This window comes from Mammaliicoccus sp. B-M6, from assembly GCF_022386965.1.
Classification (GTDB): Bacteria; Bacillota; Bacilli; order Staphylococcales; family Staphylococcaceae; genus Mammaliicoccus; species Mammaliicoccus sciuri_A.
The window spans coordinates 21752-40054 of the sequence record NZ_JAJNHJ010000023.1; the positions used below are offsets into that span (position 1 = coordinate 21752).

The window sequence follows — 18303 nt, forward strand, 5'->3', positions numbered from 1 at the left end:
TACATATTCCCATAAAATAGTAGTAAGAATTCAAAAAATTCTAATTTTTCTTTTTAATATATCTAAATAATATACCCCCGTATAATTTTACTTTAAGCAAATTATACGGAGGTATATTGTTGGTTATTCTACAATAAATTGGTGTTCTTTTAAATCTCTTACAGCATTGTCTAAAATCTTTTCAGTATGTGCAGAAATCGTATGTAAATGAAGATTATCTGTTAAGTGCGCTAACATTTGTCCTTCAAACTTTTCCATTTCACTAATGAATTTAGATAAATCTTCGTACGTTTCAATCATTAAATCCGCTTTAATACTGCCATATACAGGATGATCAATCGCAACATCATCAATCATTGCCCCGTTATCCAATATAAGCTTTAACTCTTCTTCCATTCGGTCATTATCATGTTGGCAAACAATGACACGTTTATATCTTTTACCGCATTGTACATTATTAACAACATAACCACGACTTGTTGAATCAATATTATAATTTTGTGATTTCAATATAGAAATATCTTTCACAATAATCTGTCTCGAAACATCGAATTGTTGACTCAGTTGTTTACCGCTAATCGGTTCATCTGAAGACTCGAGTAATTGTAAAATTTGTTCTCTTCTTTTAAAAGGGTTATTCATTTCACTGATCTCCTCTTATAGCTGTTTTTAAATGGTGCAAACAAGTATCTATGTCATTTCTAGTCGTAAATTTTCCAATAGATAAACGTATATATTGATCATACGTTTTCTCAGGTATCGAATCTATTTTAACTTGTAAACCACTACTTAACAATGCGCCATGACCACATGCTGTACCTGTTGAAACACATATGTTTCTATTCGACAAATATTGCATAATATATTGTCCTTCATATATCGGTGTTAATACTGCAATAATATGTGGTGCTTGCGCTTTGTAAACAATAGGTGTAAATGATAAGTCATTTAATTGTTCAATGAAGTATTGTTGTAAAGTATGCATCTCGTCAATACTTGGTGACATTGATAATGCTTTTGTCATCGCGATAATACTTGGTGAATCTATTGTACCATTTTGTGTATACATTTCATGAAAATAATGTTGATTTAAAGGCTTTACATACTCATGATTCATCATTAAAACACCTGATCCTTTTGTACCGTGAAACTTATGTCCTGAAAAAGCGTATGAACTGAATAATTTTACATTAATATCATTTAATTTATGAACTGCTTGTACGCCATCAACATGCATTGGAACATTGTAATCCAGCGCTATTTGACCTATTTCTTCAACAGGTAGTGTATATCCAGTCTCAGAATTAACATGTTGTGCAATGATGAGCATAACATCATCTGTCATTATGGCAGCCGTCTGTTCTAAATCTATTTCTCCATTGTTGTCTAAAGGCAACATAATGATATCAAATTCATCTTGATAAGCTTCTAAAGCGGCATGTATAGAGGGGTGTTCATAAGGTGAAACGAGTACTTTACCGCCCTCCTTCTCTTTCAAAAAACTATGTATCGCAATTTCATTTGCATGAGAACCGCTTCTTGTATAAATCACTTCTTTATCTGTTGAAAAGTAATCCTTTATAAATTGTTTACACTCCTCCAACAACTGTCTAGTATGTACACCACCTATATGTAAACTTTCACTATTGTAATATGCTTCGCGTTGTATATCTTGATAGACATCCATCACTTGGCTATCAATCATTGTAGTTGATGCATTATCTAAATAAATCAATTATAATCCCCCTCTTGTTATTTACGCTCTCTTGTGTCAATATATTGTATATAAAATGATAACATATATGTAAAGTAAGGTGTAAACTTTGAGAAAAGTAATTGTAGTCGGTTCTGGCATCGCTGCATTAGCAGCTATACAGTCATTTAATGAGCAAACTGAAATTTATTGCATTACGAAAGATAAACTAAATCAACATAACAGTTCACTAGCTCAAGGTGGGATTTGTTGTTCTCAATACGAACATGACAATGGCCATGCGCATATTGTAGATACGTATAAAGCTGGCAATGAAATTGGAGATATTGATGTTATACAATCCATCATCCAACATAGTCATCGTTACATTGAGCAACTCATACAAAATGGATTGAATTTTGATACGATTACAAATCAACATGTTTTAGATTTTGCGATGGAAGGTGCGCACAGTCGACCACGCATTTTACATATTGGTGGAGATCAGACGGGTAAATATTTAACGCATCATTTGATGAATCAATTATCATCCAAGCATATTAAGATTTATGAAGAAACTGAAGTAATCGATTTGTTGAAAGATACTGAACATGCTGTTTGTGGTGTACGTGCACTTAATAAACATGGACAACAACTTGATATCATAGCCCAGGATGTCATTTTGGCTACAGGTGGTTACAGCAATTTATTCCCTACACATTCAGGCGCATCCAGTTCAATAAGTTCAGGGCATGTTATCGCGCACCATCACGGCATTCCATTAAGGCATATGGAAATGATTCAATTTCATCCCACTTTACTCGGTACGCCTGGACAAACATACGGTCTAGTTTCTGAAGCAGTAAGAGGTCATGGTGGTATTTTAGTCAATAGCCTCGGGGAGCATTTTATGGAAGACAAACACTCTTTAGGAAGTCTTGCTCCTAGAGACGTGACAAGTAGAGCCATCTTTCAGCAACAACAACTTGGTCATCAATGCTTTATTAATATTGAACAAGTTGAAGCATTTTCTACCAGATTTCCAACGATTTATCAAAATGTCATTGAACATTTTCCAGATGAATATGCGAACCACCTCATTCCTATTACTCCTGGCGCTCACTATACAATGGGTGGCGTAAAAACTGATATTTATGGTCGAACGAACTTGAGCCACTTTTACGTTATAGGAGAAGCGAGTAATACGAATTTTCATGGTGCAAATCGTCTAGCAAGTAATTCCTTACTTGAAGCACTTGTTATGGGACATCTTTGCGGAGAAACTATTCATCAATCTGAAATAAGAGATATTCATATTAGTGAATCTGAGCAACGACATATTCCTAAAATAAGTGATGAAGACATACAAGGTTTTCGTCAACAAACTTTTAAAGTGTTAGGTATAGAGCGTAATGGTCCAGACATCACAGCTTACTTAAATAACATACAAAATTGTCTAAGTAATGCGATGACTTTAGCTGAATGGACTCAATCAGATTGGCAGAAATATATAGAAGTAAAGACTTTAGAAATGATCTGTTTATCGGCTTTAAGTCGTTCGGAATCACGTGGTGTCCACTACAGATTAGATTATCCGAATACTGAACCAATACTGCAATATACTGATATCGAAATACTAATGGAGGATTCAATTCATGTTAAACAAGTTATACGTCCAAGAAAAACTCAAACAATTTTACCTTGAAGATAACCATTATGGTGATTTGTCTTCAAGCTTATTCGACGCCACTCAACAAGGTACATTAACACTTTTAAGTAAATCAGAAGGCATATTTTGTGGTGAAATGATCATTCAAGAAAGTTTTAAACTGATTGATGATGCTATTACGACCAATTTGTTCGTTCAAGAAGGTACGTTCATAGAGAAAGGTCAGAAGCTCGCTGTTATTGAAGGTAGTATTTCGACCCTCTTGACGATGGAACGCATCACTTTAAATTTAATTCAAAGAATGTCCGGTATCGCTACAGCTACACATGAAATCGTCCAAAAAGTTCAGCATACAAACGTCAAGATTGTAGATACGAGAAAGACAACGCCAGGATTAGGTATGTTTGAGAAACATTCAGTATTTATTGGTGGTGGCTATAATCACCGTCGAACGCTTAATGACGGATTAATGTTAAAAGACAATCATATCAGTTTCAGTCCATCGATTCGTGAACTTGTTGCTAAAGCTAAGCAACATATCGGACCAATGGATAAAATCGAAATAGAAGTTGAAGATGAACAAGCTTTAGATGAAGCCATTTTATCCAATGTGGATATCATTATGTTTGATAATTGCAAACCGGAATGGATAAAAGCACATATTGCGAAAGTGCCTGAACATATACAAACTGAAGCATCCGGTAACATCAATATTAAAAATGTTGTCGACTACGCTGAAACGGGCGTCGATTATATTTCTATAGGTTCGTTATTTTATGAGCAACATGCATTAGATATCTCTGCAAAGGTGGTTATATAAATGTTTAATCTCACAATTGAGAATGCCCAATCTATTCCTGAAAAGTACATAAAAATGTCTCATCAAGAACTTGAAGACAAAATCAAATCCATTAAAACTTCATTAGGTGATCGTTTATTTATGCCAACGCATCACTATCAAAAAAATGAAGTTGCTCAATTTGCTGATATTATGGGCGACTCTCTGGAACTTGCACGTATTTGTAAAGAGAATACTAAGGCTCAATATTTCGTCTTTAATGGTGTTCATTTTATGGCTGAAACTGCTGATATTTTGACTGATGATAATCAAGATATTTACTTACCCGATTTATCTGCAGGTTGCTCTATGGCAGATATGGCAAATATTGAACAAGCGCTTCACGGCTATGACATATTAACAAGTCGTTTAGGTGATAATATTCTACCGCTTACTTATGTGAACTCGACTGCTGCAATCAAAAAATTCGTCGGAGAAAATGGTGGCTCTTGTGTGACAAGTGGTAATGCTGACAGTGTGATTCAATGGGCTTTAGATCAAGATAAACGTATATTATTTTTACCTGATCAACATTTAGGTCGTAATACCGCTTATAAATTAGGTATTAAACTTGAGGAAATGGCTGTCTGGGATCCGATACAAAAGAAACTAGACTTCGATGGTCGTGATGAAGATATTAGAATCATCTTATGGAAGGGACACTGCTCTGTTCATGAAAAGTTCTACCCCATTCATATAGATCAAGCGCGACAAAAAGATCCAGACGTGAATGTTATTGTACACCCAGAATGTCAATTTGATATTGTACAAATGGCAGACTATGCAGGTTCAACTAAATATATAATCGACAAAATAAAAAATGCACCAAAAGGTTCTCATTGGGTGATTGGTACTGAAATGAACCTCGTGCAACGCTTAAAAGAAACATATACAGATATTACAATTGAATCCCTTAATCCACTTATGTGTTCATGCTTAACAATGAATAGAATTGACTTACCTCATCTAGCATGGTGCTTAGATAAAATCATTGCTGGAGATCGATCAAACATTATTAAAGTCGATAAAGAAACATCGCATTTTGCGAAACAATCATTAGAACGTATGTTAAGTATCGTTTAATAAAAAAATAACCTTTCACCTATAATACATTCGAGGTGAAAGGTTATTTAATATTAAAATGGATTTCGATTTAACCACTGACCGCCATCCATTGTGATACAATCGCCATTGATATAAGCCGCTTCATCTGAGAATAAAAATCTTGCTAATCCTGCAATTTCTTCAGGTTGGCCCATTCTACCTACAGGAACACTATCTAACGTTTGTTGTCTGGCATCTTCAGATAACGTTAACTTCTTAGCACCACCTGTATTATCAATCGGTCCAGGTGCAATGGCATTAACTGTAATACCGTATTTACTTCCCCATTCAACTGCTAATGTTCTCGTCATAGCAAGCACACCTGCTTTGGCACTTGCTGAATGTATAACTCCTGCACCAGCTGTCCATGAATATGTTGCTACAATATTCAATATACGACCTTTATGACCACTCTTAATCCATTCTTTACCTACTGCTTGCGAACAATAAAAAGTCCCATTTAATACAATATCAATAACTGAATTCCAACCGTTATAAGATAAATCTTCAGCTGCACAAATGAAATTTCCTGCTGCATTATTGACTAATCCGTCTATTTTACCAAATGTTTTAATCGTTTCATCTACTGTATACTGAACACGTTCTGGATCACGTACGTCCATATCAATACATAATACTTGTCCTTCTTCTTGTTCTATATCCTTTTTCGCTTCTTCAAGTCTTTCAAGTGAGCGTCCAGTTATGACAACTTTTGCACCATCTGCAGCAAATCTCGTTGCCATCGCTTTACCCATACCACTGCTACCACCCGTTACAATGATCACTTTATCCTTCATATATATTCTCCTCATATTTACTATATTAAAATACTTGCGTTTAGTAAGCGCTTACATACAGTGTACAATAAGTTGCAATAAAGGACAATTAAACAGAAGTTACACATTACATAAATCTTTAAAAAATATTTATTAGTATAATAAAAAGACCTTTGAACGTTACGCTCAAAGGTCTTTCAATATATTAATATCCTGATCCGACTTCTTCTCCATCTTCATCATACTCAGTCACTTTGCCGTCATCATCTATAATATACGAACCTGCTAAATTGCCATCTTTATCTTCAAATGAGAAGCCCCATTTACCTTCATCTGTCTTCTCAGGCTCTTTAAACGTATATTTATCTGTATCTAACGTTTCACCTTCATACGATTCTACTTTATCAATAACATTCTCTCGTGTTACTTTTTCAGAATTACTATCCTCATCTGAAACATCATCATCCATAGAAGATGATCCATCAAACATTTTCACAGTTCTTTCTATTTGTTCGTCAGACGCATCATAAAGCTTAACAACTTTCGGATTGTTTAAAATCTTTTCAGACTCTTTTTGAGAGTAATCATCATCTTCTGTCCATCTTTCATCATGAAAATGTGAAGGCACATTATAAATAGAAATCGTACCATCTCCATTATTCTTATATACAACATGTCCAGCAGCAGTAGGATAACCTGCCAAACGATACACACCTTTAGGATATTTCACCGTATTTGCTTTGTTATACGGATTTAAATACTCACCCTCAAGATTATTAAATTCAAGCTCTGCATTCATTTCACTTTCATCCATATTTCGATAACTCGGTAAAGCCGTTAACCATACCTTCGCGTAGTATTCATCACTATTTACATTCTCGTTAGAATTGTTATCCTCATCTGAATCATCATAACTAGAAGGTAATGGATCTACATACTCAATCTTACTTGCTACATTAGAAACTTTGCGATTATCTTTATATTTCTTATATAAATCAGCAATGTTCAAACGATCTACTGTTCCATTATCTATGACATCATTAAAATCTTGAACAGCACTTTGTGTTTTAATATATACAACTTCATCCTTATTTACACCGACTATTGTCGCATAGCTACCTTTAGTAGCATTCAAACTATAGAACTTCATACCATTTGGTTTGTTTTTCATCTTATTTAGTTCCGGACTTTCAGCAAGTTCTAACGTATCAATATTACGTTCTTTCTTCTCACCAGCTCCAAAAGTTTGCGTATATTTTCCAGATAATAATTCATCACCTGTTACAATATCATCTTCAACACTAGGATCTAACATAGCCATCGCAATACTCTGTTGTTCAGTGATATTCGATTCATCTTTAATGCCACTTTCATTACTATTATCCTCATTGTTTGATGAATCATTAGACTGATTATCTTGTGATTCACCCTTTTGAGCATTTTCAGATGACTTGTCATCATTTGAATCTCCACCAATACTAATCGTACAACCACTCAATATCACAACCGACATAAGTACAAGACCAGAGAACAGCTGCTTCTTCAAAAGAATCACTCCCTTGTTAATTTATAATATATTCGCTAAATAATTTTAAATAAGTTATATACATGTTCTTTACTATTGTAACAAATACAATGTAAATTGAAATGTATTCAGAGATATTTCACTGATACTTTTAATATAATCGTTATATTTTAAATCTCAAAAACCACTAAAGTAAATGATTTTTCAATCAGAACTTTAGTGGTTTTTATAATCTACATGTTTAATTTCTTTCTTGTAGAGATTCTGTAAAAACTTTAGATTCGCTATTATCTGCTTTTGTTTTTCTATCCTTTTGCCAAATAGATTCTAGTTCTTCTAATGTCTTACCTTTAGTTTCAGGAATGAATTTCCAAACAAATATACCAGATAATATACTCATTGCTGCATAAAATCCATATGTCATTGTGCCACTAATATCCATTAAGAATGGATATGTAGAAGTAATCGTAAAGTTCGCTAACCATTGCACTGCTACCGCTATTGCCATTGCTCCACTTCTAATTCTATTAGGGAATATTTCAGATAATAACACCCAAATAATTGGACCCCAACTCATCATAAATGAAGCTGTATAAATAACCATAAATAGCAATGTGATAATACCAAATATACCACTGGCTGTTAAGACACTCATGCCAATCATACCAATTGCCATTCCTATTGAACCTATAATAAGTAACGGTTTACGACCAAATTTATCGACATATTTTATTGCTACTAAAGTAAATATTACATTAACTAATCCCATAACAACTGTTTGCATCATTGATGCATCACTACCAACACCTAAATTTTCAAATATTCTAGGTGCATAGTATAGTGCTACATTAATTCCAATAAACTGTTGGAAAATAGAGAGTAAAATCCCTGTAAAAATAACAGTTTTACCGAAACTAAATAATGGTGCTTTCAATTCATTATTTTTACTTTTTGTAGCTAATATATCATTCAGTACATTTTTAGCATGCTGTTTGGATGTATATATTTTGCTTAAAACTGAAAATGCTTCTTTATCTTTATTAGCTAAAATTAAATACCTTGGTGTTTCTGGTACTAAAAATAATAAAATGAAAAATACTATAGCTGGAATTGCTTCGGTAATAAACATATATCTCCAACCAATAATATCAATCCAATTTTGTGTTCTACCAAATGTAATACCGTAATTTACAAAATATACAACTAACATACCGAATATAATTGCAAACTGATTCCAAGATACTAGCCTACCTCGAATTGATGAAGGTGATATTTCACTAATATACATTGGTGATATTGCTGATGCTAATCCAACACCTATTCCACCTATAATACGATATAAATTAAACATAACAAGTAATCCAAGAGAAGCCTCACCACGATTAAAGAATAGAAACTCCGGATAACCAGATAAAATTGCAGAAACTATAAATAAAATTGCAGCTATTTGTAAAGATTTCTTTCTTCCAAAGTTTTTCGAAACATTAGAAGAAAGTAATCCTCCTATAATACAGCCGATTAAGGCACTAGAAACTGTTATACCATGAATGAAACTCCCATAATCTGCTGTAATGTATTTTTGTAATGATTGTTCTGCACCAGAAATTACTGCTGTGTCATAACCAAATAATAATCCACCAAGCGTTGCTATTAAAGCAATCTTAAAGATAAACTTCTTATTATCATAACTACTCATTACCCCATCTCCCTGATATGCTATTTAAATTGAGTTAAATCTTTTGTTATTGGCTGAGTGGCAGTGTATACATTTTTATAAATGTTAAATAACGTTTGATAAGAATTTATATGTTCAGTAATTGGTACTATTTTTTCTTTATACTCAATCCAAGCATCATTTAGATCTTTAAATGATTTAAACCATTTTTCTCCCATAGCTGCTAACATAGCGGCACCATAAGCTGGTCCTTGCTCTTCAGTACGTGTAACAATCGTTACGCCGAAGACATCTGCTTGAATTTGTAACCATTCTTTATTTTTAGCACCACCACCAATTGATACAATTTCTTGAATAGCGATGTTATTATTTTTCATAATCTCTATACTTTCATTAATAGAATAAGTTATTCCTTCAATAACAGACCGCTTCATATCTAATTGAGTTGTATTAGCGTCTAATCCTATAAAGCTACCTCTTACAACTGCATCATTATATGGCGTACGTTCTCCCAATAAATATGGTGTATATAATAATCCATTTGCACCAATTTTAGACTGGGAAAAATCTTCTAGAAATACACTAAAATCATCCGACTTACTTATTAAATTTTTAAGCCATGACAAACTGTATCCAGCTGATAGCGTGACACCCATTATATATTTTTGATTAGGAACACAATGAGCAAAATAATGCATGCTACCATCATTTTGATAATTCGTATCATTCTCTATAGATAAGGCCACACCTGAAGTTCCAATACTTACAAGCTGTTTTGATTCATCTGTAATACCTGAACCAAGCGCACCACAAGCATTATCAGCTCCACCTTGATAGACATTAATATCCACACTAATATTCAACTGATCTTTCAGTTTATCGACTAATACACCACTTTTTTCATGTGATCCAATCACTTTTGGACAAATATTTGGATTGATTCGTAAAGTGTTGAGTAATTCTTCAGACCATTCTTCCGATTTTATGTTATACAATATAGTCCCAGAAGCATCTGATGGTTCAGTATATATATTTCCAGTCAATTTATAGACAACATAGTCTTTTGGTAACATAAATTTAAAAATTTTATTGTAGTTTTCAGGTTCATGATTTTTCAACCAGATTAACTTTGGTAGTGTGAATCCTTCAAGTACTGTATTTTGAGTGTAATTAAGTAATTGCTTTAATCCTACAGCATTTTTAATGTTTTCTACTTCTTGTGAAGTACGCGTATCATTCCATAGAATTGCTGGTCTTATACTTTCTCCTTTTTCATCAACTACTACTAAACCGTGCATCTGACCTGAAAAACTGATACCTGAAATCGATTGTTCTCCATACTTATTTAATAAATATTTTAAACTTTCAATTGTCGCTTCATACCAAATATTAGGGTCCATCTCGCTATAACCTGACTTAGGATGATATGTTTCATAGTTAACACTATATGAATCAGCAACTAATCCTTCTTTATTGACAAGAACTGACTTCAATCCACTCGTACCGATATCGATGCCAATTACATATTCCATAATTATCAATCTCCATTGTTAATATTTAAAATATATTGATTAATTTGAGTCTTAATCACTTCTAGATGATCTGATTCATTTTCGATTTTATCAATGTTTAAAGCATATTCTTCTAATTCTTTAAATGAAGTTTTACCTTCAACTATTTGTTTACCGATTCCCTCATTAAATGATTGATACTTATCATTTATAATATTTTCAAAGAAATTATCTTCAATCATTTTGTGAGCAACTCTAAGACCTAATGCAAATGTATCCATACCCGCAATATGCGTAAGGATTAAATCTTCTTGTTTAAATGATGTTCTTCTTGGTTTAGCGTCAAAGTTTAATCCACCAGGGTTTAATCCACCATTTTTCAATATTTCATACATCGCTAAAGTCGTATCGTAAACGTCAGTTGGAAATTCATCCGTATCCCATCCTAATAACGGATGCCCTTGGTTTGCATCAACTGAACCTAATAATTGATTATCACGCGCATATCTTAATTCATGTTGAAATGTATGGCCAGCTAATGTTGCATGATTTGCTTCAATATTAAATTTAAATATTTTATCTAAACCATATTTTTGTAAAAAGGCATGTCCTGTAGCAACATCAGTATCATATTGATGAGAAGTTGGTTCTTTTGGTTTAGGTTCTATTAGAAATTGTCCTTCGTAGCCTATTTCATTAGCATAGTCCTTCGCCATTTTAAAGAAATTAGCTAAATTGTCTAACTCTAATTTCATATCAGTATTTAGTAAACTTTCATAACCTTCACGGCCGCCCCAGAATACAAAGTTTTCTGCACCAAGCTTTTTAGCAATTTCTAATGATTTTTTCACTTTGGCTGCCGCGTATGCATATACTTCAGCATTAGAAGTAGTAGCTGCACCATGTACAAAACGTTCATGTGTAAAGTTATTAGTCGTATTCCATAATAATTTTTTACCCGTACTTTTCATTTTTTCTTGAATTAAATCTACAATTATATCTAAATTTTCATTAGATTCTTTTAAATTCTTACCTTCTGGCGCAATATCTACATCATGGAAACAGAAATATTCAATATTTAATTTTTCCATAAACTCAAAAATTGCTTCAACTCGAGCTTTAGCTTTCCCCATCTCATCCAGATTATCCCAATCACGTTCAGCTGCACCAACACCAAATGGATCCGATAGGTCAGCAGTAAAAGTATGCCAGTATGCAACACTAAATCTTAAATGCTCTGCCATAGTCTTATTACCTAATTTTTCATCTGGATTATAGTATTTGAAACTATAAATATTATTTGATTTAGAACCTTCGTATTTTATATTGTCAACGTTAAAGTATGTCATGGAAATCCTCCTAGATTTTAGTTGGTTAGTTTAATAAACAAACTAACTTTAGAGATAATATAGCACACTTATTGCAATATGTAAACGCTTACTATATAAATATCATGAAAAAAACGCACTAGAAGCTTATCTAGTACGGTTTATGTGGATATATTATTTATAATCTGATATTTAAGTATAAGTCATCAATTTTTAATATTTTTTGCATTATTGATAAAGTACCACCTAATAAAGTAGCGAATTGCACATTTGATGTTAACTGAATTTGAATATCATTACGATCATATCGTTTAAACTCATTCTTAATTTCTTCCAAAATTGTAGGCATTTCATTAAATAATGGACAATTTATATAAATCGCACTGGGGTTAAATTGAATATTTAAATTATGTATGAGAACTGCAATTTTACTAATAAATTGTTTCATTTCTTCAATTACAATTGGATTCTTGTCATTATAATACTTTATTAGCTCTTTCAAAGTTATACGCTCGTTCATCTGCATGCTAATATTCTGTAAAAGGGCTTCTTGTGAAAATATATCCTCAACTTTGTGAAAAGTTTCTATATTATCAACCATTTTCGACATGAGTGTTTTGCCTATTTCTCCTGCTTCTCCATTTTCCCCTCTATATAATTGGTCATTAATGATAAGGCCAGCACCTATCCCTTTATGTATACTTAAAGAAATAAGATTTTTGTGGGCATTATTACGATTAAAATTATGTTCATATAATGCTGATAAATTTGCTTCATTCTCGATTACAACTGGAGCATTTGCAAATTTTTTGATTTCTTGAGAGAGACATATATCTTCTGTATCATGAAATGGTAAATAAGTAATATTTTGTTCGTTATCTACAACACCATGAATAGAGACTGATACTCCTAATAAACCATTTAAAGTTTCATATTTATTACTGATATCAATATTTTCTTTCAACACTTTTAATATACTACTAGCTTTATCATCTGGTAACTCATATGATTGATGTTTTATTATATTTCCATCAAAATAATTATACATAATATCAACTGAACTATAAGTTAGATCTAAAGAAACAAAATAGCCATAAAGATGGTTTACTTTAAGAAGAATAGGCTTTCTTCCCCCACTTTTTGTACTATCCCCTTCTCCAACTTCACGAACTAAAGATTTTATTTTTAATTTATTCAAAATACTAGAAATAGTTGCCTTATTAATTTCAAGGTTTTTGGATATTTGAGTACGTGAAATATTATGATGATTATATATTTCTCTTAGCACTCTTTTTTCATTATCATTAATGTTTAAAATATTTTCCATATTTGCATACCCCATAAGTTATTTTGAATTGTTATTATTTATATTGTCATTTATACCAATTATTTTAACACAAATTAGAAAATGTCAAATCACTTGTAAATGCTCATTCAAATATTAGAATGTCCAATTTATATGTTTTCTCAACTCTTTTTCTCTTTAATCTTCTTTTTTTCCAAACTGTTTAAAACTCTTCACATTCCCTAAATGATGGATTTTTGTGCATATTTGTACGTTGTTTTTTAACTCATTGGCAGTTATGTATGATTTTTGGCTTTATAGGGAATTTTTAACATAAATGGGTTAAGTTTATTTATACTTAATGTATCTTAAAAGGAAAGAGGTTTTGCAAATGGATATCGCTGGTGTTATTACAAGCATTATTGATTTAATCAAGACTTGCATTCAAACTTTCGGTTAATTTCAGTTTTATTGCATTAAAAAGGCAGAGGAAATATTCAATCTTTTGATTGTTTCCTCTGCTTTTTTTAAATATATAGGTGTAAAATACAAACGATTTTCAGTTTAATGTTTTAATTTGTATGGTATCGTTGATATGACGATATTCTTTCTATAGAATAAATGCACTTTTAACATAAAGCTTGTTTGATTGTGTAATAAATTATGCCATCTTCTATTTGTAATAAATTGCGGTATGATAACAGTTATTAAATAATCTTCTGCTGTTGCTTTATGATTAATTTTATCTATAAAACGCGTGATAGGTTTAATGACGTCTCTGTACTCTGAATGCAATACGACAAGTCGTATATCTGGGTACAATGACTTCCATTTCGCTTGTAATTTCTTCTCATTTGTTTCACCTACTGCTACGTGTACAACGATGATATCGTCAGATGTTAATTTTGCATATGCGATAGATTTATCTACTGCATTTGTGATACCGCTTATTGGAATAATGGCTAAGTTCTTACTTTTTGTTGTAGTGCTTTTGTGTGATTCTGAAACGTGTAATTCTTTCGCGATATTTATATAGTGTTTATGAATTCGAACAAACATCAATACGACGATCGGTAAAAAGATTAAGATTGGCCACACGTGTGGCATTTTTGTTATGAGTAAAATCATAAATATTGTAAATGTTATAACAGTACCTAATGTATTGATTGCTAATTTCTTTTTCCAATGTTTCGGTTTTTCTTTGATCCATTTTATCATCATACCGAGTTGTGCTAACGTAAACGGAATGAACATCCCCACTGCATATAGTGGAACTAAGTTTTCAGTTTTGCCGTTAAAGCCTATTATTAAAAATATTGCTAAAACACCTAATATAATAATAGAGTTCGAATAACCTAATCTATCACCACGAACTGTAAACATATGTGGCATGTACTTATCTTTAGCCATATTTGCTGCGAGTAGTGGGAATGCTGTAAATCCAGTATTAGCCGCTAATATCAGAATGAGTACTGTTGCACCTTGAATAAAGTAGAATATCACATTTTCTCCAAAGACTTGTTTCGCAAGTTGAGATAATACAGTCGTTTCTCTTTGTGGCATAATGCCATAGAAATAAGTTAAATAGACCATACCTACAAGCATAAACCCTAAAATACTTCCCATTGCGATTAAAGTCTTAACAGCATTTTTGGGTGCGGGATCTTTGAAACTTTTAACTGAGTTCGATATCGCTTCAACACCTGTTAAAGATGATGCACCAGATGAAAATGCTTTTAGTAATAGAAAGAACGTTACACCCGGTACTGAGCTACCGACAACGGATATTGTTTGTGGTTCAGCTTGGCCAGTTGCTACTTTCCATACACCAACAACAATAAGCATAATCAAACCAAATATAAATAAATATACGGGATACGACAACACGTTGCAGATTCTGTTAAACCTCTTAAGTTCAAAATTAAAATCAATACGACTAAAATACATGCTATTAAAATTCGTTTTCATATAAAGATGGAAATGCGGCTACAAATGCATCAGTACCTGATGAAATACTAACAGCGACTGTTAATATATAGTCTACAAGTAACGACCCACCTGCTAGTAGCGACCATTTTTCTCCTAAGTTATGTTTTGAAACGGTATAAGCACCACCACCATGAGGATAAGCGTAAATAACTTGTCTATATGACAGCACTAATGTGATTAACAGTATCAAAATAAATGCCGTAATCGGTAGTGTATACCAAGCTGCTATAGCACCTAACACTGAGAGCACAATTAAAATCTGCTCTGGTCCGTATGCTACAGAGGACAATGCATCTGATGAAAGTATGGCTAACACTTTTGTATTACTAATCTTTTCATTTTGTAACTCTTTGTTTTTCTTTGGTTTACCTATTAGTAATCTTTTAGCTTGAGAAAATATCATATCTAATCTCCTAATCATATTTAATAAATTGAATAAAACGTTAACGATTGATGACATCAAAAGCATATATATATTTATACGCTCATCAAATTTAAAAGTATATAAGCAACCATCTTTCAAGCGTATTATTTCTCTTTATTAATAAAATAACTCTTAATTAAAGTGTATATTACTCCATTAATAAACTTTCATAATAAGGGTAAATTGATTATTTATGTTATATTTGTATTCACAACTTGAATAACTGAAACACTCATTCTTAGTCCTAATTCTGGGAGGATTCTTATGAAAAAATTAATCATCGCCATCGTGATTGTAATCATCGCTGTTGGTTCAGGCGTATTCTTTTATGCATCTAAAGATAAGAAAATAAACGAAACAATTGATGCCATTGAAGATAAAAACGTTAAGCAAGTCTTTAAAAATAGTACTTACCAATCTAAAAACGATAATGGTGAAGTAGAAATGACAGACCGCCCTATTAAGATTTATGACAGTCTCGGCGTCAAAGATATCAACATTAAAGATCGTGATATCAAAAAGGTTTCGAAAAACAAAAAGCAAGTCACAGCAAAGTATGAACTGCAAACGAATTACGGCAAAATTAATCATGACGTTAAATTAAACTTTATTAAAGAAGATAAAGATTGGAAATTGGATTGGAATCAAAGTGTCATTATTCCAGGCATGAAGAAAAATCAATCCATCAATATTGAACCATTGAAATCAGAACGTGGTAAGATTTTAGACCGAAACAATGTAGAGTTAGCCACTACAGGAACAGCACATGAAGTTGGTATTGTTCCTAATAATGTTTCCACAAGTGATTACAAAGCAATCGCTGAAAAGTTAGACCTTTCAGAATCGTATATTAAACAACAAACAGAACAGGATTGGGTTAAAGATGATACATTCGTCCCTCTCAAGACTGTTCAAGATATGAATCAAGATTTAAAGAATTTTGTTGAAAAGTATCATCTCACATCACAGGAAACAGAAAGTCGAGAGTATCCGTTTGAAGAAGCAACAACGCACTTACTTGGATACGTTGGCCCTATTAATTCAGAAGAATTGAAGCAAAAAGCATTTAAAGGTTATAAAAAGGATGCCATCGTTGGTAAAAAAGGTATCGAAAAACTATACGATAAAGAACTTCAAAATAAAGACGGATACCGTGTCACAATTATTGATGATCAAAATAAAGTGATAGATACATTAATCGAGAAAAAGAAAAAAGACGGTAAAGATATTAAATTAACCATTGATGCTAGAGTCCAAAAAAGTATTTATAACAACATGAAAGATGACTACGGTTCGGGGACTGCTATTCATCCAAAAACTGGTGAACTCTTAGCACTTGTCAGCACGCCATCTTATGATGTTTATCCATTTATGAATGGAATGAACGATGAAGATTATAAGAAATTAACTGAAGATGATAAAGAGCCACTCCTTAATAAGTTCCAAATTACGACATCACCGGGTTCGACTCAAAAAATATTAACAGCCATGATTGGCTTAAACAATAAGACATTAGACGGCAAAACAAGTTATAAAATTAATGGAAAAGGTTGGCAAAAAGATAAATCTTGGGGTGACTACAACGTTACAAGATATGAGGTCGTGAATGGCGATATTGACTTAAAACAAGCTATTGAATCATCAGATAATATCTTCTTTGCGAGAGTTGCACTTGAATTAGGCAGCAAAAAATTCGAAGAAGGAATGAAACGCCTTGGTGTTGGTGAAGATATCCCGAGTGATTATCCATTCTACAATGCACAAATTTCAAATAAGAACTTAGATAATGAAATATTGTTAGCTGACTCAGGTTATGGCCAAGGTGAAATATTAATCAATCCTGTTCAAATTCTTTCAATATACAGCGCATTAGAGAACAAAGGTAATGTGAATGCACCACATGTACTGAAAGATACGAAAAATAAAGTCTGGAAGAAGAACATCATTTCCCAGGAAAATATTAAGTTGTTAACAGACGGTATGCAACAAGTCGTTAACAAAACACATAGAGAAGATATTTATAGATCATATGCCAACTTAGTTGGTAAATCAGGTACAGCTGAACTCAAGATGAAACAAGGTGAGACAGGACAACAAATAGGTTGGTTCATTTCATATGATAAAAATAATCCAAATATGATGATGGCTATTAATGTGAAAGATGTACAAGATAAAGGCATGGCAAGTTACAATGCCAAAATATCTGGAAAAGTGTATGACGATTTATATGATAACGGTAAGAAAACGTATCGTATTGATAAATAAACAAACAGAGCAGCATCCGCGATTGGATGCTGCTCTGTTTTTATGTCTTTAAAAAATGGGAGTGTAAAATAAACTGTGTAAGTAGAGAACGTACGACTCTACTTCACAGTTTATTTTTTATATAATCTAACGCGCTATCGCTTACTATATCCGTAAAAAGTGTTGGTTAAAAATCAAACCAACTACTTGTTACGGATGCCGAGCTAAATACTATGCATAGT

At 32.5% G+C, this 18303-nt stretch carries 12 protein-coding genes and 1 pseudogene; 4 read left to right on the forward strand and 9 right to left on the reverse strand.

From position 1 onward, the window contains the following. Nucleotides 1-123 precede the first annotated feature (123 nt). Together LQ693_RS09340 and LQ693_RS09345 are read right to left on the reverse strand one after the other, a co-directional pair. A complete protein-coding gene (locus LQ693_RS09340; protein ID WP_025907553.1) occupies nt 124-642 on the reverse strand; it encodes a transcription repressor NadR in 519 nt (172 codons plus the stop codon). A gap of 1 nt (nt 643) precedes the next feature. Next, nucleotides 644-1735: a cysteine desulfurase family protein gene (locus LQ693_RS09345; RefSeq protein ID WP_107634186.1), complete on the reverse strand. Its 1092-nt coding sequence runs from the start codon at nt 1733-1735 to the stop codon at nt 644-646. Nucleotides 1736-1823: 88 nt separating this feature from the next. Between LQ693_RS09345 and LQ693_RS09350 the strand changes: the two genes are divergently transcribed. From LQ693_RS09350 to nadA, 3 genes are read left to right on the forward strand one after another with little or no spacing between them, the layout of a single operon-like run. Further along, the gene (locus tag LQ693_RS09350; protein ID WP_107634185.1) at nt 1824-3398 is read left to right on the forward strand and encodes an L-aspartate oxidase; all 1575 of its coding nucleotides are present in this window, start codon (nt 1824-1826) and stop codon (nt 3396-3398) included. Then, nucleotides 3349-4182: a carboxylating nicotinate-nucleotide diphosphorylase gene (gene nadC / locus LQ693_RS09355; RefSeq protein WP_107634184.1), complete on the forward strand. Its 834-nt coding sequence runs from the start codon at nt 3349-3351 to the stop codon at nt 4180-4182. The genes LQ693_RS09350 and nadC overlap by 50 nt, the downstream gene beginning before the upstream one ends. Further along, nucleotides 4183-5283 carry a quinolinate synthase NadA gene (gene nadA / locus LQ693_RS09360; RefSeq protein WP_107634183.1) on the forward strand — a complete coding sequence of 367 codons (1101 nt, stop codon included), beginning with the start codon at nt 4183-4185 and terminating at the stop codon, nt 5281-5283. It abuts the gene before it with no gap. 53 nt (nt 5284-5336) lie between these two features. Here nadA and fadH read toward each other — a convergent pair whose 3' ends face one another. The 7 genes and pseudogenes from fadH to LQ693_RS09395 all read right to left on the reverse strand — a co-directional run bounded on the left by fadH (nt 5337) and on the right by LQ693_RS09395 (nt 15793). Then, a complete protein-coding gene (fadH, locus tag LQ693_RS09365; RefSeq protein WP_048540465.1) occupies nt 5337-6101 on the reverse strand; it encodes a 2,4-dienoyl-CoA reductase in 765 nt (254 codons plus the stop codon). Between the two features lie 184 nt (nt 6102-6285). Continuing rightward, nucleotides 6286-7626 carry a hypothetical protein gene (locus LQ693_RS13760; RefSeq protein ID WP_308192899.1) on the reverse strand — a complete coding sequence of 447 codons (1341 nt, stop codon included), beginning with the start codon at nt 7624-7626 and terminating at the stop codon, nt 6286-6288. 220 nt (nt 7627-7846) lie between these two features. After that, the gene (xylE, locus tag LQ693_RS09375) at nt 7847-9301 is read right to left on the reverse strand and encodes a D-xylose transporter XylE (protein WP_025907542.1); all 1455 of its coding nucleotides are present in this window, start codon (nt 9299-9301) and stop codon (nt 7847-7849) included. A 20-nt stretch (nt 9302-9321) separates the two neighbouring features. Then, nucleotides 9322-10812 carry a xylulokinase gene (gene xylB / locus LQ693_RS09380; protein ID WP_025907540.1) on the reverse strand — a complete coding sequence of 497 codons (1491 nt, stop codon included), beginning with the start codon at nt 10810-10812 and terminating at the stop codon, nt 9322-9324. 5 nt (nt 10813-10817) lie between these two features. Next, complete coding sequence (gene xylA / locus LQ693_RS09385) at nt 10818-12140, reverse strand: xylose isomerase (RefSeq protein ID WP_025907538.1); 1323 nt, start codon at nt 12138-12140, stop codon at nt 10818-10820. A 157-nt stretch (nt 12141-12297) separates the two neighbouring features. Further along, nucleotides 12298-13446, reverse strand: coding sequence for an ROK family transcriptional regulator (locus LQ693_RS09390; RefSeq protein ID WP_107596591.1), 1149 nt, complete (start codon nt 13444-13446; stop codon nt 12298-12300). A gap of 522 nt (nt 13447-13968) precedes the next feature. Further along, a pseudogene (locus LQ693_RS09395) lies at nt 13969-15793 on the reverse strand (APC family permease). A gap of 288 nt (nt 15794-16081) precedes the next feature. On the opposite strand from LQ693_RS09395, the gene mecA1 reads away from it, so the two are divergent. Further along, nucleotides 16082-18082, forward strand: coding sequence for a PBP2a family beta-lactam-resistant peptidoglycan transpeptidase MecA1 (mecA1, locus tag LQ693_RS09400; protein WP_107572959.1), 2001 nt, complete (start codon nt 16082-16084; stop codon nt 18080-18082). Nucleotides 18083-18303 lie beyond the last annotated feature (221 nt).

Bases quoted from the DNA above. Each gene is read 5' to 3' on its own strand.
- LQ693_RS09340 (WP_025907553.1), bottom strand. From the start codon at position 642: ATGAATAACCCTTTTAAAAGAAGAGAACAAATTTTACAATTACTCGAG.
- nadC (WP_107634184.1), top strand. From the start codon at position 3,349: ATGTTAAACAAGTTATACGTCCAAGAAAAACTCAAACAATTTTACCTT.
- nadA (WP_107634183.1), top strand. From the start codon at position 4,183: ATGTTTAATCTCACAATTGAGAATGCCCAATCTATTCCTGAAAAGTAC.
- fadH (WP_048540465.1), bottom strand. From the start codon at position 6,101: ATGAAGGATAAAGTGATCATTGTAACGGGTGGTAGCAGTGGTATGGGT.
- xylE (WP_025907542.1), bottom strand. From the start codon at position 9,301: ATGAGTAGTTATGATAATAAGAAGTTTATCTTTAAGATTGCTTTAATA.
- xylB (WP_025907540.1), bottom strand. From the start codon at position 10,812: ATGGAATATGTAATTGGCATCGATATCGGTACGAGTGGATTGAAGTCA.
- xylA (WP_025907538.1), bottom strand. From the start codon at position 12,140: ATGACATACTTTAACGTTGACAATATAAAATACGAAGGTTCTAAATCA.
- LQ693_RS09390 (WP_107596591.1), bottom strand. From the start codon at position 13,446: ATGGAAAATATTTTAAACATTAATGATAATGAAAAAAGAGTGCTAAGA.
- mecA1 (WP_107572959.1), top strand. From the start codon at position 16,082: ATGAAAAAATTAATCATCGCCATCGTGATTGTAATCATCGCTGTTGGT.